The organism is Peribacillus butanolivorans, assembly GCF_001273755.1.
GTDB classification, from domain to species: Bacteria; Bacillota; Bacilli; order Bacillales; family DSM-1321; genus Peribacillus; species Peribacillus butanolivorans.
Genome location: NZ_LGYA01000001.1, coordinates 3094756 through 3110635, shown reverse-complemented (window position 1 = coordinate 3110635; position 15880 = coordinate 3094756). Strand labels below are relative to the sequence as shown.

At 33.5% G+C, this 15880-nt stretch carries 19 protein-coding genes and 1 pseudogene; 12 read left to right on the top strand and 8 right to left on the bottom strand.

From position 1 onward, the window contains the following. The first annotated feature begins 118 nt into the window (after nt 1-118). Entirely contained in the window at nt 119-430 is a 312-nt protein-coding gene (locus AKG34_RS29710) for a transposase (protein WP_407946260.1), read from the top strand. Here AKG34_RS29710 and AKG34_RS14225 read toward each other — a convergent pair. Continuing rightward, nucleotides 421-864, bottom strand: a pseudogene (locus tag AKG34_RS14225) (IS110 family transposase); the annotation flags it as partial. The gene AKG34_RS29710 and the pseudogene AKG34_RS14225 sit on opposite strands and share 10 nt — an antisense overlap. A 541-nt stretch (nt 865-1405) precedes the next feature. On the opposite strand from AKG34_RS14225, the gene AKG34_RS14220 reads away from it, so the two are divergent. Together AKG34_RS14220 and AKG34_RS14215 are read left to right on the top strand one after the other, a co-directional pair. Then, nucleotides 1406-1975: a dihydrofolate reductase family protein gene (locus AKG34_RS14220; protein WP_053346675.1), complete on the top strand. Its 570-nt coding sequence runs from the start codon at nt 1406-1408 to the stop codon at nt 1973-1975. Nucleotides 1976-2582: 607 nt separating this feature from the next. Continuing rightward, nucleotides 2583-2963 (top strand): hypothetical protein, encoded by a 381-nt coding sequence (locus AKG34_RS14215; RefSeq protein WP_053346674.1) that lies wholly within the window; start codon nt 2583-2585, stop codon nt 2961-2963. A gap of 386 nt (nt 2964-3349) precedes the next feature. Here the strand turns inward: AKG34_RS14215 and AKG34_RS28330 are convergent, their stop codons facing one another. Both AKG34_RS28330 and AKG34_RS14210 read right to left on the bottom strand, forming a co-directional pair. Further along, nucleotides 3350-3487 (bottom strand): hypothetical protein, encoded by a 138-nt coding sequence (locus tag AKG34_RS28330; protein WP_169787518.1) that lies wholly within the window; start codon nt 3485-3487, stop codon nt 3350-3352. A 324-nt stretch (nt 3488-3811) separates the two neighbouring features. Beyond that, entirely contained in the window at nt 3812-4270 is a 459-nt protein-coding gene (locus AKG34_RS14210; RefSeq protein WP_053346673.1) for an ATP-dependent metallopeptidase FtsH/Yme1/Tma family protein, read from the bottom strand. Nucleotides 4271-4573: 303 nt separating this feature from the next. Between AKG34_RS14210 and AKG34_RS14205 the strand changes: the two genes are divergently transcribed. Further along, on the top strand, nt 4574-5212 hold the full coding sequence (locus tag AKG34_RS14205; protein WP_053346672.1) for an NAD(P)-dependent oxidoreductase: 639 nt from the start codon (nt 4574-4576) through the stop codon (nt 5210-5212). Between the two features lie 220 nt (nt 5213-5432). Here the strand turns inward: AKG34_RS14205 and AKG34_RS14200 are convergent, their stop codons facing one another. From AKG34_RS14200 to AKG34_RS14190, 3 genes are all read right to left on the bottom strand, one after another. Then, nucleotides 5433-5963 carry a GNAT family N-acetyltransferase gene (locus AKG34_RS14200; RefSeq protein WP_053346671.1) on the bottom strand — a complete coding sequence of 177 codons (531 nt, stop codon included), beginning with the start codon at nt 5961-5963 and terminating at the stop codon, nt 5433-5435. 387 nt (nt 5964-6350) lie between these two features. Continuing rightward, on the bottom strand, nt 6351-6986 hold the full coding sequence (locus AKG34_RS14195) for a YczE/YyaS/YitT family protein (protein WP_053346670.1): 636 nt from the start codon (nt 6984-6986) through the stop codon (nt 6351-6353). 2 nt (nt 6987-6988) lie between these two features. Then, complete coding sequence (locus tag AKG34_RS14190; RefSeq protein ID WP_053346669.1) at nt 6989-7684, bottom strand: YjjG family noncanonical pyrimidine nucleotidase; 696 nt, start codon at nt 7682-7684, stop codon at nt 6989-6991. 77 nt (nt 7685-7761) lie between these two features. Here AKG34_RS14190 and yeiL point away from each other — a divergent pair, with 77 nt between their 5' ends. Further along, complete coding sequence (yeiL, locus tag AKG34_RS14185) at nt 7762-8433, top strand: transcriptional regulator YeiL (RefSeq protein ID WP_053346668.1); 672 nt, start codon at nt 7762-7764, stop codon at nt 8431-8433. 601 nt (nt 8434-9034) lie between these two features. On the opposite strand, the gene AKG34_RS14180 is transcribed toward yeiL, so the two are convergent. Then, the gene (locus AKG34_RS14180; protein WP_053346667.1) at nt 9035-9526 is read right to left on the bottom strand and encodes an RrF2 family transcriptional regulator; all 492 of its coding nucleotides are present in this window, start codon (nt 9524-9526) and stop codon (nt 9035-9037) included. A 205-nt stretch (nt 9527-9731) separates the two neighbouring features. Between AKG34_RS14180 and AKG34_RS14175 the strand changes: the two genes are divergently transcribed. From AKG34_RS14175 to AKG34_RS14145, 7 genes are all read left to right on the top strand, one after another. Next, nucleotides 9732-10385 carry an FMN-dependent NADH-azoreductase gene (locus AKG34_RS14175; RefSeq protein ID WP_053346666.1) on the top strand — a complete coding sequence of 218 codons (654 nt, stop codon included), beginning with the start codon at nt 9732-9734 and terminating at the stop codon, nt 10383-10385. A gap of 34 nt (nt 10386-10419) precedes the next feature. Beyond that, the gene (locus tag AKG34_RS14170) at nt 10420-10863 is read left to right on the top strand and encodes a carboxymuconolactone decarboxylase family protein (protein WP_053346665.1); all 444 of its coding nucleotides are present in this window, start codon (nt 10420-10422) and stop codon (nt 10861-10863) included. 77 nt (nt 10864-10940) lie between these two features. Continuing rightward, a complete protein-coding gene (locus tag AKG34_RS14165) occupies nt 10941-12125 on the top strand; it encodes an MFS transporter (RefSeq protein ID WP_330219171.1) in 1185 nt (394 codons plus the stop codon). A 589-nt stretch (nt 12126-12714) separates the two neighbouring features. After that, nucleotides 12715-13197 carry a DUF2975 domain-containing protein gene (locus AKG34_RS14160; protein ID WP_053346664.1) on the top strand — a complete coding sequence of 161 codons (483 nt, stop codon included), beginning with the start codon at nt 12715-12717 and terminating at the stop codon, nt 13195-13197. A 10-nt stretch (nt 13198-13207) separates the two neighbouring features. Continuing rightward, nucleotides 13208-13414 carry a helix-turn-helix domain-containing protein gene (locus tag AKG34_RS14155; protein ID WP_053346663.1) on the top strand — a complete coding sequence of 69 codons (207 nt, stop codon included), beginning with the start codon at nt 13208-13210 and terminating at the stop codon, nt 13412-13414. Nucleotides 13415-13910: 496 nt separating this feature from the next. Beyond that, nucleotides 13911-14387, top strand: a complete 477-nt coding sequence (locus AKG34_RS14150; protein WP_053346662.1) for a hypothetical protein — start codon at nt 13911-13913, stop codon at nt 14385-14387. A gap of 426 nt (nt 14388-14813) precedes the next feature. Next, nucleotides 14814-15440: a cysteine hydrolase family protein gene (locus AKG34_RS14145; protein WP_028391183.1), complete on the top strand. Its 627-nt coding sequence runs from the start codon at nt 14814-14816 to the stop codon at nt 15438-15440. 232 nt (nt 15441-15672) lie between these two features. Here AKG34_RS14145 and AKG34_RS29705 read toward each other — a convergent pair whose 3' ends face one another. Beyond that, nucleotides 15673-15768, bottom strand: a complete 96-nt coding sequence (locus tag AKG34_RS29705) for a histidine kinase dimerization/phospho-acceptor domain-containing protein (RefSeq protein ID WP_082527743.1) — start codon at nt 15766-15768, stop codon at nt 15673-15675. Nucleotides 15769-15880 lie beyond the last annotated feature (112 nt).

Genomic DNA, 15880 nt, shown 5'->3' with positions numbered 1-15880 from the left:
AGAGTTTGGGGGATTTTTTGTTATGGTCTCACCAGCCTCCCATGTGTTGCCACATACACTCTGGACACGTGGAGTGCTGTTCACTACTTGTAAGGAAAGATAAATAAGAGATGTAACAGTGATTAAAGAGCCTTTTGTGAACTGCACCCCAATTGTTAGACAACATCTAATAATTGGAGGTGCAGTTTTTTTGACTAAATATACGATAGACGAAAAATCACATGCAGTTTTAGAGTACTTAGAAGGGAAAAAATCCTATAAATCCATTGCACAAGAAAGAAATGTAGGTTTATCCCCTCTGAAAAGATGGGTCGCTCGCTATCTAAAACATGGGATGGAAGGACTTGCTTCATCCTATACAAATTACACTCTGCCCTTTAAACTAGAGGTACTTAAATATATGAACGAATATGGGGCATCGACCTTTTGAATTCGATTATGCTGTCTAGCTCGTTCTTCAATAATACTTCTGCGATAACGAACAAGCTCACGTAATTCTCGCTGATTTCGATCAGGGATAAAGCTTGCTTTCAACAACCCATGACGAAGAAGTTGAGCGATCCACTCGGCATCCTTGACATCTGTTTTTCGACCAGGGACTGCTTTCATATGTTGTGCGTTAACAACTAAAAATTCCATTTCTTCAGCCTCAATTAAGTTCACGATAGGCTTCCAAAACACACCTGTGCTCTCCATAGCGACATGAGTGCAACCATGTGATTTAATCCAATCCATCAGTTGAATTAAAAACACCGTTTTTGTAGAAAATGTTTGAATATCCTTCCCTTCGGGGGTCATAATGCAGGCGGTAATGTTATCTTTATGTACATCCATTCCGCATACTCGCTCAATGATAACTTCCATTGAAACCATCCTTTCTATGGCGAAAAAATTAGAGGCTGGTGCAAAAACCAGAATAGGATTAATCTACCATGAGTGCTTCCCGTAAGGGAGCGACAGTCTGTGATGCACCGTGGTCGTTGGAGTCAGACTAACGGATGGGCTCTAATGGCACCATAGTTCATCGACCTTCCTCACCCAGCCATAGAATCAGTATGGACGGTTTTCCACCATTTTCATTCTCTGTGGTGCAGCGCTGGTCGTGCGCTGCATGGTTGGCTAACGGGTGCTTTAGCTGAAGATCGGAGCTGTCTTTAAGGCAGCTTTTCTTTATGGAACTATCGGGGCAGGATAGTTCAAGAGTGCATATTGATTTGTTCAACAATTGGGCCATATTCTTGAATAACTAATTGTGGAAATAATAGCAATTTGAGATGATTGTTATTAAGTTAAGGCAGTTTAATAACATCAGTAACTTTATTCAGAAATAAATGCTGTAAATAATGAAAATATAAAAAAATTGGCGGGAGAAACAATATCTAAATGATTAAATGGAGGAAGAATTATGTCCAATAACGTAAGACCAAGAAGAATAATTTTAGATTTAGCAATTACTTTAGATGGATTTATTGAAGGGGAAAATGGGGAAGTTGATTGGTGCATCATGGACTCTGAGATGGGGTTTATTAATTTCTTAAATCAAATTGATACTATTTTATATGGAAGAAAAAGCTACGATTTATGGGGACAATTTACTCCAGAAATTGAAGATACTAATACTGAAAAAGAAATTTGGGAATTAGTTCATAGTAAGGAAAAATATGTGTTTTCCAGAACGCAAAAAGGGACTGATAATAAAGAAATATTCATAAATGATAATATTCTTAAAGAAGTAAATAAATTAAAGAATAAGCCTGGTAAAGACATCTGGTTATATGGTGGAGCAAGTCTTATTACAACTTTTATCAATTTAGGGCTTGTTGATGAATTTAGATTATCTGTTCACCCTGTTATTTTGGGAGAAGGAAAACCATTGTTTATTGATATAAAACAGAGGTTGAATTTAAAAATGGTTAATACAAGAACGTTCTCCTCTGGCGTTGTGCAACTAATCTATCATTTGAATGGGAATTAATAATATTGCACATTCCAAAGATAAAATACAATATAGGTAATACTCGATAGTAATTGTCACTTATTCAACAATCGGGCGCGATTCTTGAATAAGGTTCGCTTTTCTTATTGAACTCCCATGAAAATTAAAAAAGCTCAAAATCCAGAAAAAACCACAACAAAATAGACCCAGTAAAAACGCTTTTTAAAAAAGGCTGAGCCTTATGAGTGATCTGATTGAGTTTGGTAAATCGTTAAACAAAAACCTCCAATTATAGCAAATTAAGTAGAGGCTAGCGCGACGACCAAAAAAGGATTAATCTCCCATGAGTGCTACCCATAAAGGGCGCGACAGTCGGTGGTACACCGTGGTCGTCGGAGTCAGACTAACGGATGGGCTCAAAGGCACCATAGTTCAACGACCTTCTTCGCCAGCCATTAAAACATTATCGACCTAGAAACCAATTTTCATTCTCTGTGGTGAAGCGCTGATTTTTGCGCTTCATGGATGGCTAACGGGTGCGTTATTTGAAAATCCAGCTGGCTTATTAGGCAGCTTTTCTTATTGAACTACAGGAATGCTAACGGGGCAGTTTAGTTCACTAAGTAATGTTAATTAGAGGTGAAAAATGAGAAAGCGATTAAAGAAAAAATTAGAAAATAGTTATAATGCTTTAAATGAAGCCAGACGTCAAAGATTTAAACGAAAAGGCAATAGGTGTATAAGATATGAGTTTTTACCAATTGGAGAAAGGGATAAGTATGCTCTGAATAATGATGAATTAACACCTGAATACCCTTATGCTACACACTGGCTGATTGAGGCGCTTGATTGGAAGCATTTTTCTCAAATAAGGATTTTTCCTTGTTCAAAAAATGGAGGTACTACAAGTAGCTCCCCAGTTCAAATGATTATATTTAGTGATGAAAATGTTCAACAGATTTTAAATACATTTAAAAAAGTAGTTGAAGATATGAAAAGTGATAGGTTTTGGCAAAACATTTATTAAACATACTTCAACGCTTAATATGTTAATGAACTAACGGGTGCGTTAGCTGAAGATCAGAGCTGTCTTTAAGGCAGCTCTTTCTTTAGGCAACTATCGGGGCAGGTTAATCCAATGAGGATTGGTATAATAAATTGGGGGAATTTATGAAAATAGACATTGGGATTTTACCTCCTAAGTATGCTTCTAAAAAAGACTGTTCTTGCTAAGCTATGGAGTATGTAAAGAAGAAATTTCAAGGCCTAATGAACAATATAAGGACTAAAATAAAAGTCTATTATACCTTTGAAGAGTCAAGTAATCCTTCATGTTAGTGGATTGCTTGACTCTTCATTTTCGTTTACCTGCAAGTTTCTTTTCGGAAAAGCAAAGAAATCACGAGATTGTACTTACCCTTTGGCATTGCGCGGGAGCTTATTAGTTGGATTAATTGCTTTTTCCAAGTCTTCTGCTGCGATCACTGGATCTACTGTATTGCTATTAGCTTTTCCCTTTTGACTATTGCCTTTATCACGCTTTTGGCTCATGCTTAGAACCTCCCCTCCATGTAGCTTCATTTGTTAAGATGGATTAATAGATGGCGACTTATTCACCAAACGAGAAGGTTCTCGTTTGGTTGTGTATACATCCATATAGGGTTTAATATGTAAATGATGTCAGCTAATGTTGTATAGACAATTCAATGTTTAAACATTCCCCTCTTTAAATTGTATTGATATTGTGAAATGTTGTACTTAAACAAACGGGTGCGTTACTTTAATAAGCTATCCTTTTCTTTTATTAGGCTAGATAAAGGTTGACTTACAAAAACAATGTAAAAAAAACTCGCAAAGTCCATATGGAAAGCGAGTTTACTTTTTTTTATGTATATGTATTTTCATCCCTTCCATTTTTTTCTTATAGCTACAAACAGAAAAATAAAGAAAAACAGGATGAAAATGATTACAAATGGAATAATGGAAGTGAAAAATGTCACCCAGCCTCTTTTCTGGAGGTTCAACAGTGATGATGTCTTTACCTAATTTAGTTACGGCATCATTAATTCGACTCTGTGAATATTCACTGAATGGCACGTACGTCACAAAGTTCTTGTTTTCATCCTCCCCCTTAAGCTTCCAAATGATTTTAAATTCACTGCTTTCGGACTGCATCGTTAGTGATGTAACGTCCCCACTCTCCAAATGATTATAGAACTCATCTTGGGTCATTTTCTCTGTTGATTCATTGTTATTATTAAAGATGATTACAATTCCAATGATGACCAAAAAGATCAGTAAATAGAATATGGTATTACGGAAGTTCCGATTCATTCCTTCCCTCCTCATACTGGTAAACAAACTATAGTAAATAGTATCATAGAAAATTAATCATTTATATTCCCTAGAATAATTAATATTCCAAATCCAATCACTACAATAATTCAAAAACACCGGAGAACTTTAACATAGTCTTTTCTTATCAAACTAACAAGTGCTTTACTTCAATAAGGGAGTTGCTTTGGCAGCTCTTTTTCTTACGGAACTAACGGGGCAGTTTAGTTGAATAACGGAATATTTGAATCGAAAAGGGAATTTGACCGTATACATATTACTATGATTATTTGGAGGGGTATTATGGATAATTCTTATAAGATAGCTATAATCGGTGGAACGGGGAAGGTAGGACGTCATATTGCTGCTAGAGCGTTAGAGAATGGGTATCAAGTTCGTATGCTTGTTAGAAATCCAGAAAAGTTAACTTTCAGAGACGCTAGGATTAAGATAGTAGAAGGGAATGTACAAAATTTGGAGGATATCCGAAAACAACTAAAAGATTGTCAAATAGTTATTAATACTTTTGGTCAGCCACTCAAAGAGAAACCGTTTTATAGCAATGTAACTGAAAAAATACTTGAGGTAATGGCAGATTTACAAATTGATCGTTATATTGGTGTTACGGGTGGTTCTCTAACTATTAATGGAGATAAAAAGAAAATTTTAAATAGAGTTGGGGCAAAGATGTTTGAAATCATCTACTCTAATATGATGATAGATAAGAAAAAAGAATGGCATATTCTTAACCGTAATAAACTAATTAAATGGACTCTAATTAGGCTTCCATTTATAGTTGATGGTACAGAAATAGGATTCATTAAGGAAAATCTTACAGATATGCCAGGTACAAAAATAACTAACCGAGATATTGCGACTTTTATCATTAACCAAATTGAAAATCTAAAGTATGTACAAAAAGCACCGTTTATCTCAAATTAATATAGATTGTCCTCTTCAACTAACGGGAGCATGAGTTGAAGATTGTTGAGCTGTTCAAACGGCTCTTTTTTCTTATGCAACTATCGGGGCAGGATAGTTCAATCAGAAAAGATAATTTTATTATTAAACAGTAGTATATTTGTTATGTTGAATAAAAGCGATCAATAAAGTGCCGAAAAAGCCTATATTCGTATAGAATATAGGCTTTTCACAATTTATGTTAATCAGTTTTTAATTTTGAATACATATTTAAATCAATAAATGTGTCTTTTGATTTTTCGGACTTTCTTAGTGTGCCTTCAAATTGAAAATTTAACTTTTCTAGAAGCTTTATTGAATTTCTATTTTCAGGTTCGACTTTCGCTTCAATCCTATTAAAATTTAAAGTATTATATGCATAATCCAATAGTTTAAGAATGGCTTCCGAAGCAAATCGGTTACCCCAATATTCTTTACTAATTTCATAACCGATTTCTGCTTTTGAATTTTCAAAGTCTAAGGTATTGTAACCACAAGAACCAATAATTTGATTTGATTCTAAATGAAAAATTGAATAGCGAATAGCTTTGTTTTCATGATATAACTTATCAAGCATTTCAATCATTTGTATTGCTTGACTTTCATCAGTGAAACTATTGATATTCATAAACTTTGTAACTTCAAGATCAGACCAGATCTTAAATAGGCTAGAGGAGTCTGATACTTTCATTTTTTTTAATATTAATCTTTCTGTTCGTAGTTCTGTAATCAATATTTTTGCCTCCATTTTATTTTAATTTGGGGTTTAGATATTGATATCTGTGCATAGTTCAGTCCCTTCACACTTTAAGATAGTATTATTGTATACAATAATAAAAAAATTACAAGTTGGTTTAAAGTTAGAGATTTGATTTTTTCGTATCGAAGTATGTAGATAATGTGCAATAGAATGTAACTTTTCTTATCGCACTAACGGGTGCTTTAGTTCAATAAGAAATGATCAAACTTTAATAGAACGGAGCTGTCTTTAAGGCAGCTTTTCCTTATGTAACTAAAGGTGCAGGGTAGTTTAACTGTAGTTTTACTAAAAAGATTGATCGTTTAGAATAAGTTTGATAAAAATAACCTCTTTGGATTCTTATCCGGAAGAGGTTATTTTTTAGTTATGTTTTTTATTGAGTTTCAGCTGATAGTTTTTAAATTTCAATCGTGTATAAGAAATAATGCAGGACAATAAAAAGAAGCTGATAATCGTTCCTTCTCGAATATTGATTGGTAAATTGTATAGTAGTGATATTGTTATTGATAGAATAATGGAGAATAAATCGACACAATATCTGTATTGAGAGAAAGAGCGTTTTGTTAATTCAGCTATTCGTAAACATAAACTTTCAATAGGAAAAGGAATAATATCTAATGATAAAATAATGCCTGTTGTTACACCGGCTAGTATCACACCGAAAATAAATAGTCCGATCCTTACTAAATAATTCTCTACGTGAATCGTACCGAAAATAGTATAGAGGAAAAAATTAATAACCATTCCAAAGAACAAGATGGAAATGAACATCAAAGTAAATTTTCTAAAATTCTTTTTTTCGCATAGGCAGATATAACCGATTAGAAAAATGAGATTTGCAATGAATGTAATTGTTCCAACTTTGATGGAAGTCCATTCAGATATGGATAAATTCATTGCATTAAAACTGCTTACTCCAACATCAGCTTTTAATGTAAGACTAATGCCAATAGCACTTACTATATAGAGTAGAATCGATTGAATTACTTTTTTCATGATTATTCCTCTAATAAGTCCATTATTTGCATTAAATTTGGTATCGTATATGTGCTCTTAGGTGAACATGATTTAGGCATGCTTCTCTTAGGGTTAAACCAAACACAATCTATTCCGACATTGATAGCCCCTTGAATATCCGATGTTAAACGATCACCTATCATTAAAAATTCTTCTTTACGGCTTGTATGCAGGGCATCAAAAATATAGTAAAAGAAATGGGGATTCGGTTTTTCATAACCAATTTCTTCGGAGATAAAAAGTTGTTCAAAATATCCTTGTAGCTTGGCACCTCCTAATCTTTTTCTTTGAGTCATTCCTACACCGTTTGTTCCAATATATAATTTATAATCTTGCTTACTTAAAGCATTTAATAATTCATGTGCATGGGGAACGGTCTTATGTCCTTGGTTTAAATGCTCACGGTAAGTAGCTTCAACTTTTGCTCCGTTTTCATCTATATGAAATTCCTTCAAAAAAAGTGAAAAACGCGTTGTCAGCACTTCTTCACGAGAAATCAAGCCTTCCTCTAATTGATGCCATAATCCATCATTAATGCGCTTATAACATGCAATGGTTTGTTTGTTATAGGGCAACTCGTACAGCGTAATAATTTGTTTTAAAGCCTTTTCTTCTGAATCTTGAAAATCAAGTATCGTATCATCTAAATCAAAAATAATATGTTTGTATTTGTTCATTCCTATCCACCTCTTGGTAGTAATATATCGAAAGTAAGAATATAATAATAGGAGATATCTCATATTGAGGTGATAAAATGGAAAAAATCAATTTGAAGGATTACGCTGAAAATTTTGTAGATATATATAATGATATTCAAGAAACTTTTCCGAAAGCAGTTTTACATCAGGCTTTTATTTGTAAGTTTTCTTCTAATGAATATATAGTGCGCTTTGATGAAGATATTCAGCACTTATTTTTATTATTGGATGGGCGGGCAAAAATATATATAGTACACGAAAATGGAAAACGTGCGCTGATTCAGTTTCTAAAGAAAGATGATTTTATTGGTGAATTATCCTTGATTGAGGTGGAAAAGAATTTAAAAGATGTTGTGGCTATAAATGACTGCACTTGCTTAGCGGTTCCATTGGCTTCATCGAAAGAGCATCTGTTAAATGACAATCTTTTTCTCCATAATTTATCAAAATATTTAGGTGATAAATTACTTAAAAGAACGGATCATTACACAGCTATGCAGGATTATGAATTCAAAAATCGATTGGCGAAATATATTCTTCAAATAGAAAACGATGGATGCTTTCAAGAGAAGCATACCGAAACAGCAGAATACGTGGGGGTAAGCTATCGACATTTATTATACACACTTAACCAATTCCATGAAGACGGATTATTAGAAAAAAAAGGAAGAAAATATTTTATCATTAATAAAGAAAAGTTAGAAAGATTGAGTTCAAAAAAGGATTAATTTAGTTTGATTTGATAACTTGAAATATAAACAAGTTGTTACACTTTTTTTATATCACAGAAACGAATACTGCTTTGCTAATATACGTTTTTAAATTAAAAAATAGCTAATAGAATATTTACTACCACCATTAAAATTTTAAAATGAACATTTCATTTTTATTCTCTAATTAAGTCGATATTATCACAATATCATTTTATTTTAACATAAATAACCAAATCTTTTGCGTTTTTTCATTCAACCAAAATCTTAACATAGCCTAATAAAATAAAAATATTGTTAAAATGAATTAATACTCTGTTTGTGATGTTCCTCACTTAAACTAACAGGTGCGTTAGTTGAGAACCGGGGCTGCCATTTGGTAGCCTTTTTGCTTAATGAACTAAAGGGGCAGTTTAGTGGAAGAGTCCAGATTGATCTTTGTTCAGTAATCGGGCCATTTAGTGGAATAATTTACTAAGATTGTGAATGGGCCAACTAGCAGGTTAATTGAGGATTGGTTGTAGTTCTTACTAGACAATTGAATGATACGATTCTTTGAACTAAGAAAAAAAACCTCTCTTAATTCCCTTTAATTAAGGAATTTCACGAGAGGTTTGTTTTATGTGTTGCTCTTCGAAAAATATTTCCGAGTATCTTCACGTATTTGTTTGGATAAGACACTATCAAGTTCTTCATTTAACCATGAAAGTGATTTACTACGTAAGTCATCACGCATTTTTTCTTCCGCAGAGAGCATAACTAAATTGATGGTGCAAAAGGAGGGAGCTTGACAGCAGTTATTTCTATACAAATAACCATTATCTTTAATATTTTTACATTGAAAAATAGGCTTAGGGCCTTCAATTGCTTCAATTACATCCCAAAAGGAAATCTCTTCCGGAGACTTAGATAATCTATATCCTCCTTTTACCCCGGGGACAGAACTTACAATTCCAGCCTTAGATAATTTACCGAAAACTTTTGAAAGAAATGTCTCAGGAAGACCTTGGAATTCTGCCAAATCCTTTATCCCAATACTATCGTTGGAAGGAACATCAATTAAATAAACCAGACAATGTAAAGCATATTCAACTCCGACACTATACTGCATATAAACTCACCTGCTTTTGATTTTAAGGGTTATCAAATTGTATCTTAGGAGTATTTAGAGTTTTAGTCAAATAAAAGAAATCTCTTTTGGGTAAATCATATTCATTTGACAAAAATAATTATAGCGAATATTATAGACTAAGTTAATCGCCGATTAACTTAGTCTCCAATTGGAACTTAAAATTCATTTTAAAGGGGAAATAAAAATGAATAAAACACTTATCATTAACGCACATCCAAAAGTAGATGATACTTCTTCAGTAAGCTTGCAGGTTTTTAACCACTTTTTGAAAGCATATAAAGAATTAATTCCTGACAGCGAAGCAATTGAACAGATTAATTTGTATAGTGATGAAGTGCCTATGATAGATAAAACAGTTTTAAGTGCATGGGAAAAACAACGAAAAGAACAAGAGCTAACTAGTCAAGAACAAAAAGTAACGGAGCGTATGTCCGAGATCTTAAATCAATTTAAAAGTGCAAATACGTATATCATTGTTTTACCTTTGCATAATTTTAATATTCCATCAAAGTTAAAAGATTATATGGACAATATCCTGATTGCACGTGAAACTTTTAAATATACTGAAAATGGGTCAGTGGGTCTACTTAATGACGGACGAAGAATGCTTGTTATACAAGCAAGTGGATCAATCTATACCAATAATGATTGGTATACAGAAGTTGATTACTCCCAAAAATACCTGAAGTCAATGTTCAATTTCCTTGGTATTAAAGATTATCAAATCATTCGGGCGCAAGGAACTGCTTTACTAGAACCAAATGAAGTATTACAAAAAGCATATAAAGAAGCTGAAGAAGCTGCTTCAAGATTAGCACCTAAATTAATACTTTCTTAAAGGCAAAGAAAAGAAATATAAGGAGGAAATTAAATTGGAACAACGAGTTGATTATTACAATGTAGCATCTGAAGCACTTAAAATAATGATGGAAATGGAGAAGTATACGAAAACAACAGGTATAGACCGTAAACTTCGTGAACTTATAAAAATTCGGGCTTCTCAAATAAATGGTTGTGCATATTGTCTTAACATGCATACAGCTGATGCTAGAAAAATGGGAGAAACGGAACAACGTTTATATTGTATTAGTGCTTCGAGAGAGTGCACATTTTACACAGATCCTGAAAAAGTGGCTCTTGAGTTGACAGAATACGTAACTTTAATCCCGACAAAACGTGTGCCAGATGAGCTTTATCAACGAGTACGTGAACATTATGACGAGCGACAATATGTTGACCTTGTACTAATAATTAATCAAATCAATAGTTGGAATAGAATATCTATTGCAATGGGGAATACAGCAACTGAAAAATAATTATTCTCAACGAACATCATATGGGTGTTCGGCACAGTTTGTAAACAAAAGGCATCCAAATAAAGTAACAGGTATCTATAGCGCAATCGATCACAACACTACTTATTGTTCACTTTTTCCATGGAATTGGATTTGGAATGGCAACTACAGCTACCGGAGCCATCGTAGCAGATCTCATCCCTGAATCACGAAAAGGGGAAGGGATGGGCTATTATGGACTAACACTCAATCTTGGTATGGTAGTTGGACCTTTTTTAGGGTTAACTATTATGCATCACGGAGGAACAAATCAATTGTTCTTCATTAATGCTTTACCAAATCTATACATGAAAAGGATGATTAATTTGATGAAACCTAGAATCGGTATGGTAGGACAGGGTGGTATCGCTCAGAAAGCATATTTGCCTATTCTTTCAAAAGAAACAGATTGGACATTTGCGGGTGCATTTTCACCCAGTAGAGAGAAGAGAAAGGCAATCTGCAATCAGTATCGTATACAAGATTTTGATAGCTTACCAGCATTGGCTCAAGAGTGTGATGCCGTGTTTGTACACAGCTCTACTGAATCACATTATGAAGTGGTTTCGGAACTGCTTAACAAAGGGATAGATGTATATGTCGATAAACCATTGGCAGCATCTATTTCAGAAGCAGAAAAATTAGTCGAATTAAGTGAAAAATTGGGAAGAAAGCTTATGGTTGGATTTAATCGTCGTTTTGCTCCAATGTATGTGAAAGCAAAGGAAAAAGCGAATAATATAGCTTGGGTACGTGTTGAAAAGCACAGAACGGACAGTGTGGGTCCTTATTCTTATGAGTTCACAATGTTAGATGATTATCTTCACTTAGTCGATACAGTACGTTGGTTGGGTGATGGAGATCTTAGTGTGCTGTATGGTACTGTTCATACGAACGATGAAAATCAACTTTTATATGCGCAGCATACGTATGAATCCTCACAAAATATATCTTTCACCACAGCTATGCATAGAAAAGCAGGAACGAATTTAGAACAAATAGAATTGATAACAGACGGAGCAATTATCCGTGTAAAAAACATGAATACAACAGAAATCGAAGAAGAAAATGCAATATCTACAACAGTTTCTTCTTCATGGGAAACAACTTTAAAACAACGGGGCTTTGAAGATGCTGTACAGCATTTCATTTATTGTATTCAAAATGATGAGCAACCCCTTGTTGATGGATTAGAAGGGTTAAAGTCTCAACTACTTGTTGATCAATTACTAAAGCAAAAATAATTAAATTCATAAGTAAATGGTGTATAAAGCTGGCTTTTAAAGTCAGCTTTATATTTTGATTAACTTCCTATAATCTCACTTATGTTATATAGGCAGAAAAGAAATATGTTTGTTCCACAAACGGGCGCTTTTCTTTAATAAGAAGGCGTCTTTTTGTAATGAGATTATGTTTAAGTATAAAAGAGATTGTGAAGGTTTCTACTTAAACTATAGGGTGCGTTAGCTGAAGATTGGAGCTGCCTTTAAGGCTCTTTTTCTTTATGCAACTATCGGGGCAGGATAGTTGAAGAGTGCTGTTTGATCTTTTTTCAACAATTTGGCCATTTAATGGAGTATGGGGGTTCTTAACAAAATTAGCTATTTATATTGATGTGAGATTGTTAAATGTACTAATGGATCAGGATAGTGGAAAAAGACTAGTTAAAGTTAGGGAGCATTTTTAGTTATAGGAAGTGCTTTTTTTATGTCTAAAGATATAAAGGGATATATATAAATGATAATAATATTATGTAAAAAAATAATTATTTATTGTAAAACGATAAACATTGCATTAAACTTAAGTTAAAGATACACAAGTGAGGTGCTTTTTATGAAACAAGTTACGACACTCTTTTTAAAGCTAGCTGTTATTTTTATAGGAATCCCAGTTCTTGCATTGTGCATATTTTTTGTGCCTAAGATCGGGAATTTTGCTGGAGAATTGTATCCAGATATTGCTTATATGAAATCTCTCGTTTTAATCGATATGTATGCGGCAGCGATACCTTTTTACTTTGCTCTGTATCAAGCTTTTAAACTTTTAAGCTATATTGATAAGAACCAAGCGTTCTCGGAATTATCGGTAAAGGCTTTAAAGAATATAAAGTACTGTGCCATCACAATCAGTACCTTGTACTTGCTAGGTATGCCACTCTACTATCTCATGGCGGAAAGAGTTGACCCTCCAAGTTTCATACCAATCGGATTGGTCATTATTTTCGCCTCAATGGTGATCGCCGTTTTTGCTGCTGTTCTCCAAAGACTTTTACAAGAAGCTATTAATATAAAATCAGAAAATGATTTAACGGTCTGAGGTGGAGGATATGGCAATTATTATTAATATTGATGTGATGTTAGCAAAACGAAAAATGAGCGTAACGGAGCTTTCGGAGAGGGTTGGGATTACGATGGCAAATGTATCAATATTAAAAAATGGAAAAGCAAAAGCTATTAAATTTTCAACATTAGAAAAGATCTGCGAAGTTTTAGAGTGTCAACCAGGTGATATTCTAGAGTATCAAAAAAATTAATTCATATTATCTGAATAAAGGAGAGTATATGATGAAAAAGAAATATCTTAGCTTCTACACCATTATTTTTAGGAGTCATTCCGTGTTCAAAAAAACAAACTAATTAATGTATAAAATAAAAGAGCCAATTTCCTTAACGTACAGGAAATTAGCTTTTTTGATGGAGGGGATTCTCACCTAAAAAACTAATTGTGGAAATAATAACCAGTATGTGACCTGTTTTTACACGTACCTCGGCTGAACCCCTATATTAGGGTCTAGATATCTTTTTAATAGTACTGATGGCATTTCGTCCGTTACAAGGTAATATTTATAGATACAAACACATATTCGTGTGTTCAATTCCTTTTAGTGTACCAAATCCAGCAAAATTGGCATTAGTAGTAAGTCTCTATTCAATTAAAGGGCGCGATTCTTTAACGGGTGCGTTAACTTAAGATCGGAGCTGTCTTTAAGGCAGATTTTTCTTTATTCACTAAGAGAATAGAGGTTTTAAATGGGCACTAAAATATTATATTATAAGAAATTTGAAGGTAGTGTAAAATCTATCGACTATGTTAATTGGGCCATACATATGCTGGAGAATGATTTTTCAACACAGTCATTAAGTATTCTATCTTCTTTTAATGAACCACTAAATATTTTTGAAGTTGAAGATTATTTTTCAAGAGCTATAAGAGAATTAAGTTTGCAGGAACCTTTACACGAAGAATGTGCAAAATATTATATTTATGAATTATTAAGAAAAATATTAAATGATGAAGATGATGTTCTTGAAATTGCTTATGAGATATACAACGTAATCCGTGAACATTTCACAAATGAAGAATTATCAGTATGGTATGATATTAGTGAAAAAATTGATGACTTTCGATATGGTGATAACATTACAAATATAACCAAGGGCAATTTAATTACAACTATCGTGAAAGAAGCTAAGAAACAATTAAAAAGCAATTTCAATTTAAACTAACAGAAGCTTGTAGAATAAAAGAAAAGAGGAAATTCCATTATACTTCGAGTTTCCTTTTTTCTTATTTAAATTTAACAAAGTCGTCTGATTACGAATAAAGTTGTTTAAGACAAAAGTATCTTAAAAAATTCTTAATCAACTAACAGGTGCAAGAGTTGAATATCTGGCTGCCATTTTCGGCGGTCTTTTTCTTATAGTGCTTACGGGGCAGGTTGAACAAGTGAGGTGAAATACAGCTCTTTTTTATGTTTATTGGAAGGAAATCATACAAAAAAAGAAATGGGGTTTCTATGCAATAGTTGTATTTGTTTATCCGTACTTTATTGTCACTCATTAACTTCAAAATTTCATTTTCCTAAGGAATTTTTAATCAATGTAGTTCATATAATCGATAAGTGAAAACATAAAAAAGGTGGGAAAAATTCTATGTTTAAACCAAATCCCGCGAATACTGCAATAGTTATTACTGACCCTCAAAATGACTTTTTGTCTCCAGGCGGAAGAGGATATCATTTGACAAAGGCTAACATTAAACAGAATAATACTTTAGCCAACTTGGAACTACTATTAAGCACTGCCCGTAGTAAAGGTTATCAGCTCTTTGTTTCCCCGCACTTTTTATATCCACATGACTATGATTGGCAGTTTACAGGGAACGAACAAGAGATGTTGATTAGTTTGCGTGTTTATCAGAAATTAAATCAATATAGTCCTCCAACTCCGGAAGCCGATTATGTTCCAACTTTAGCTCCGTATATCTGGGATAAAACATCCGTCATTGCAACACCGCACAAGGTGGCCAGTCCTCAGACAAATGATCTGGTCTATCAACTAAGGCAACGCAGAAAAGAACAAGTAATTTTGGCTGGGGTATTATCAAACGTATGTGTTGAATCGCATATGAGAGATTTAATCGAAAATGGCTTCAAGACAGCTGTTGTTTACGATGCAACTGCCACGATTAGTGAAAACGATTTTCATGCTGCTGTTACGAACTACCGAGCTTTCAGTAGTGCTACATGGACAACAAGTGAAGCCATTTCAAATATGTAATGATACTCTTAAAAAGGCATACTAAAGAAGAGATTATTCTTTGATTAATTGTAATGTTGCAGCCGTTAGGTGCTTTCATTAACGATATCCAATAAGTCCATTCTTATAAAATTTAGATTCAATTACAGTGTGTTTCATTAGATAGATTTCCACCATATCCATTACTAGTTCCTGAATCTCTCCCATCATCTTGTAGCACTTTTTCAAATATCTAACCGATCTTGATACAGACCTACTTTTCGATGACTGCTTCCAACTTAAACATCACAGCAGTTATGGGTGATTTAAGCTCATGCGATATGATAGCAACAAATTCACTTTTATTCATACTTCTTTATTAGCTAGTTCAATATCACCAATAACTTTGATTTTGTAGAGGTACGAAAAAAGATAAGTTCGTGTAAACGAGCTTTCTGCAGTTTTTTATTATGAATATTAAC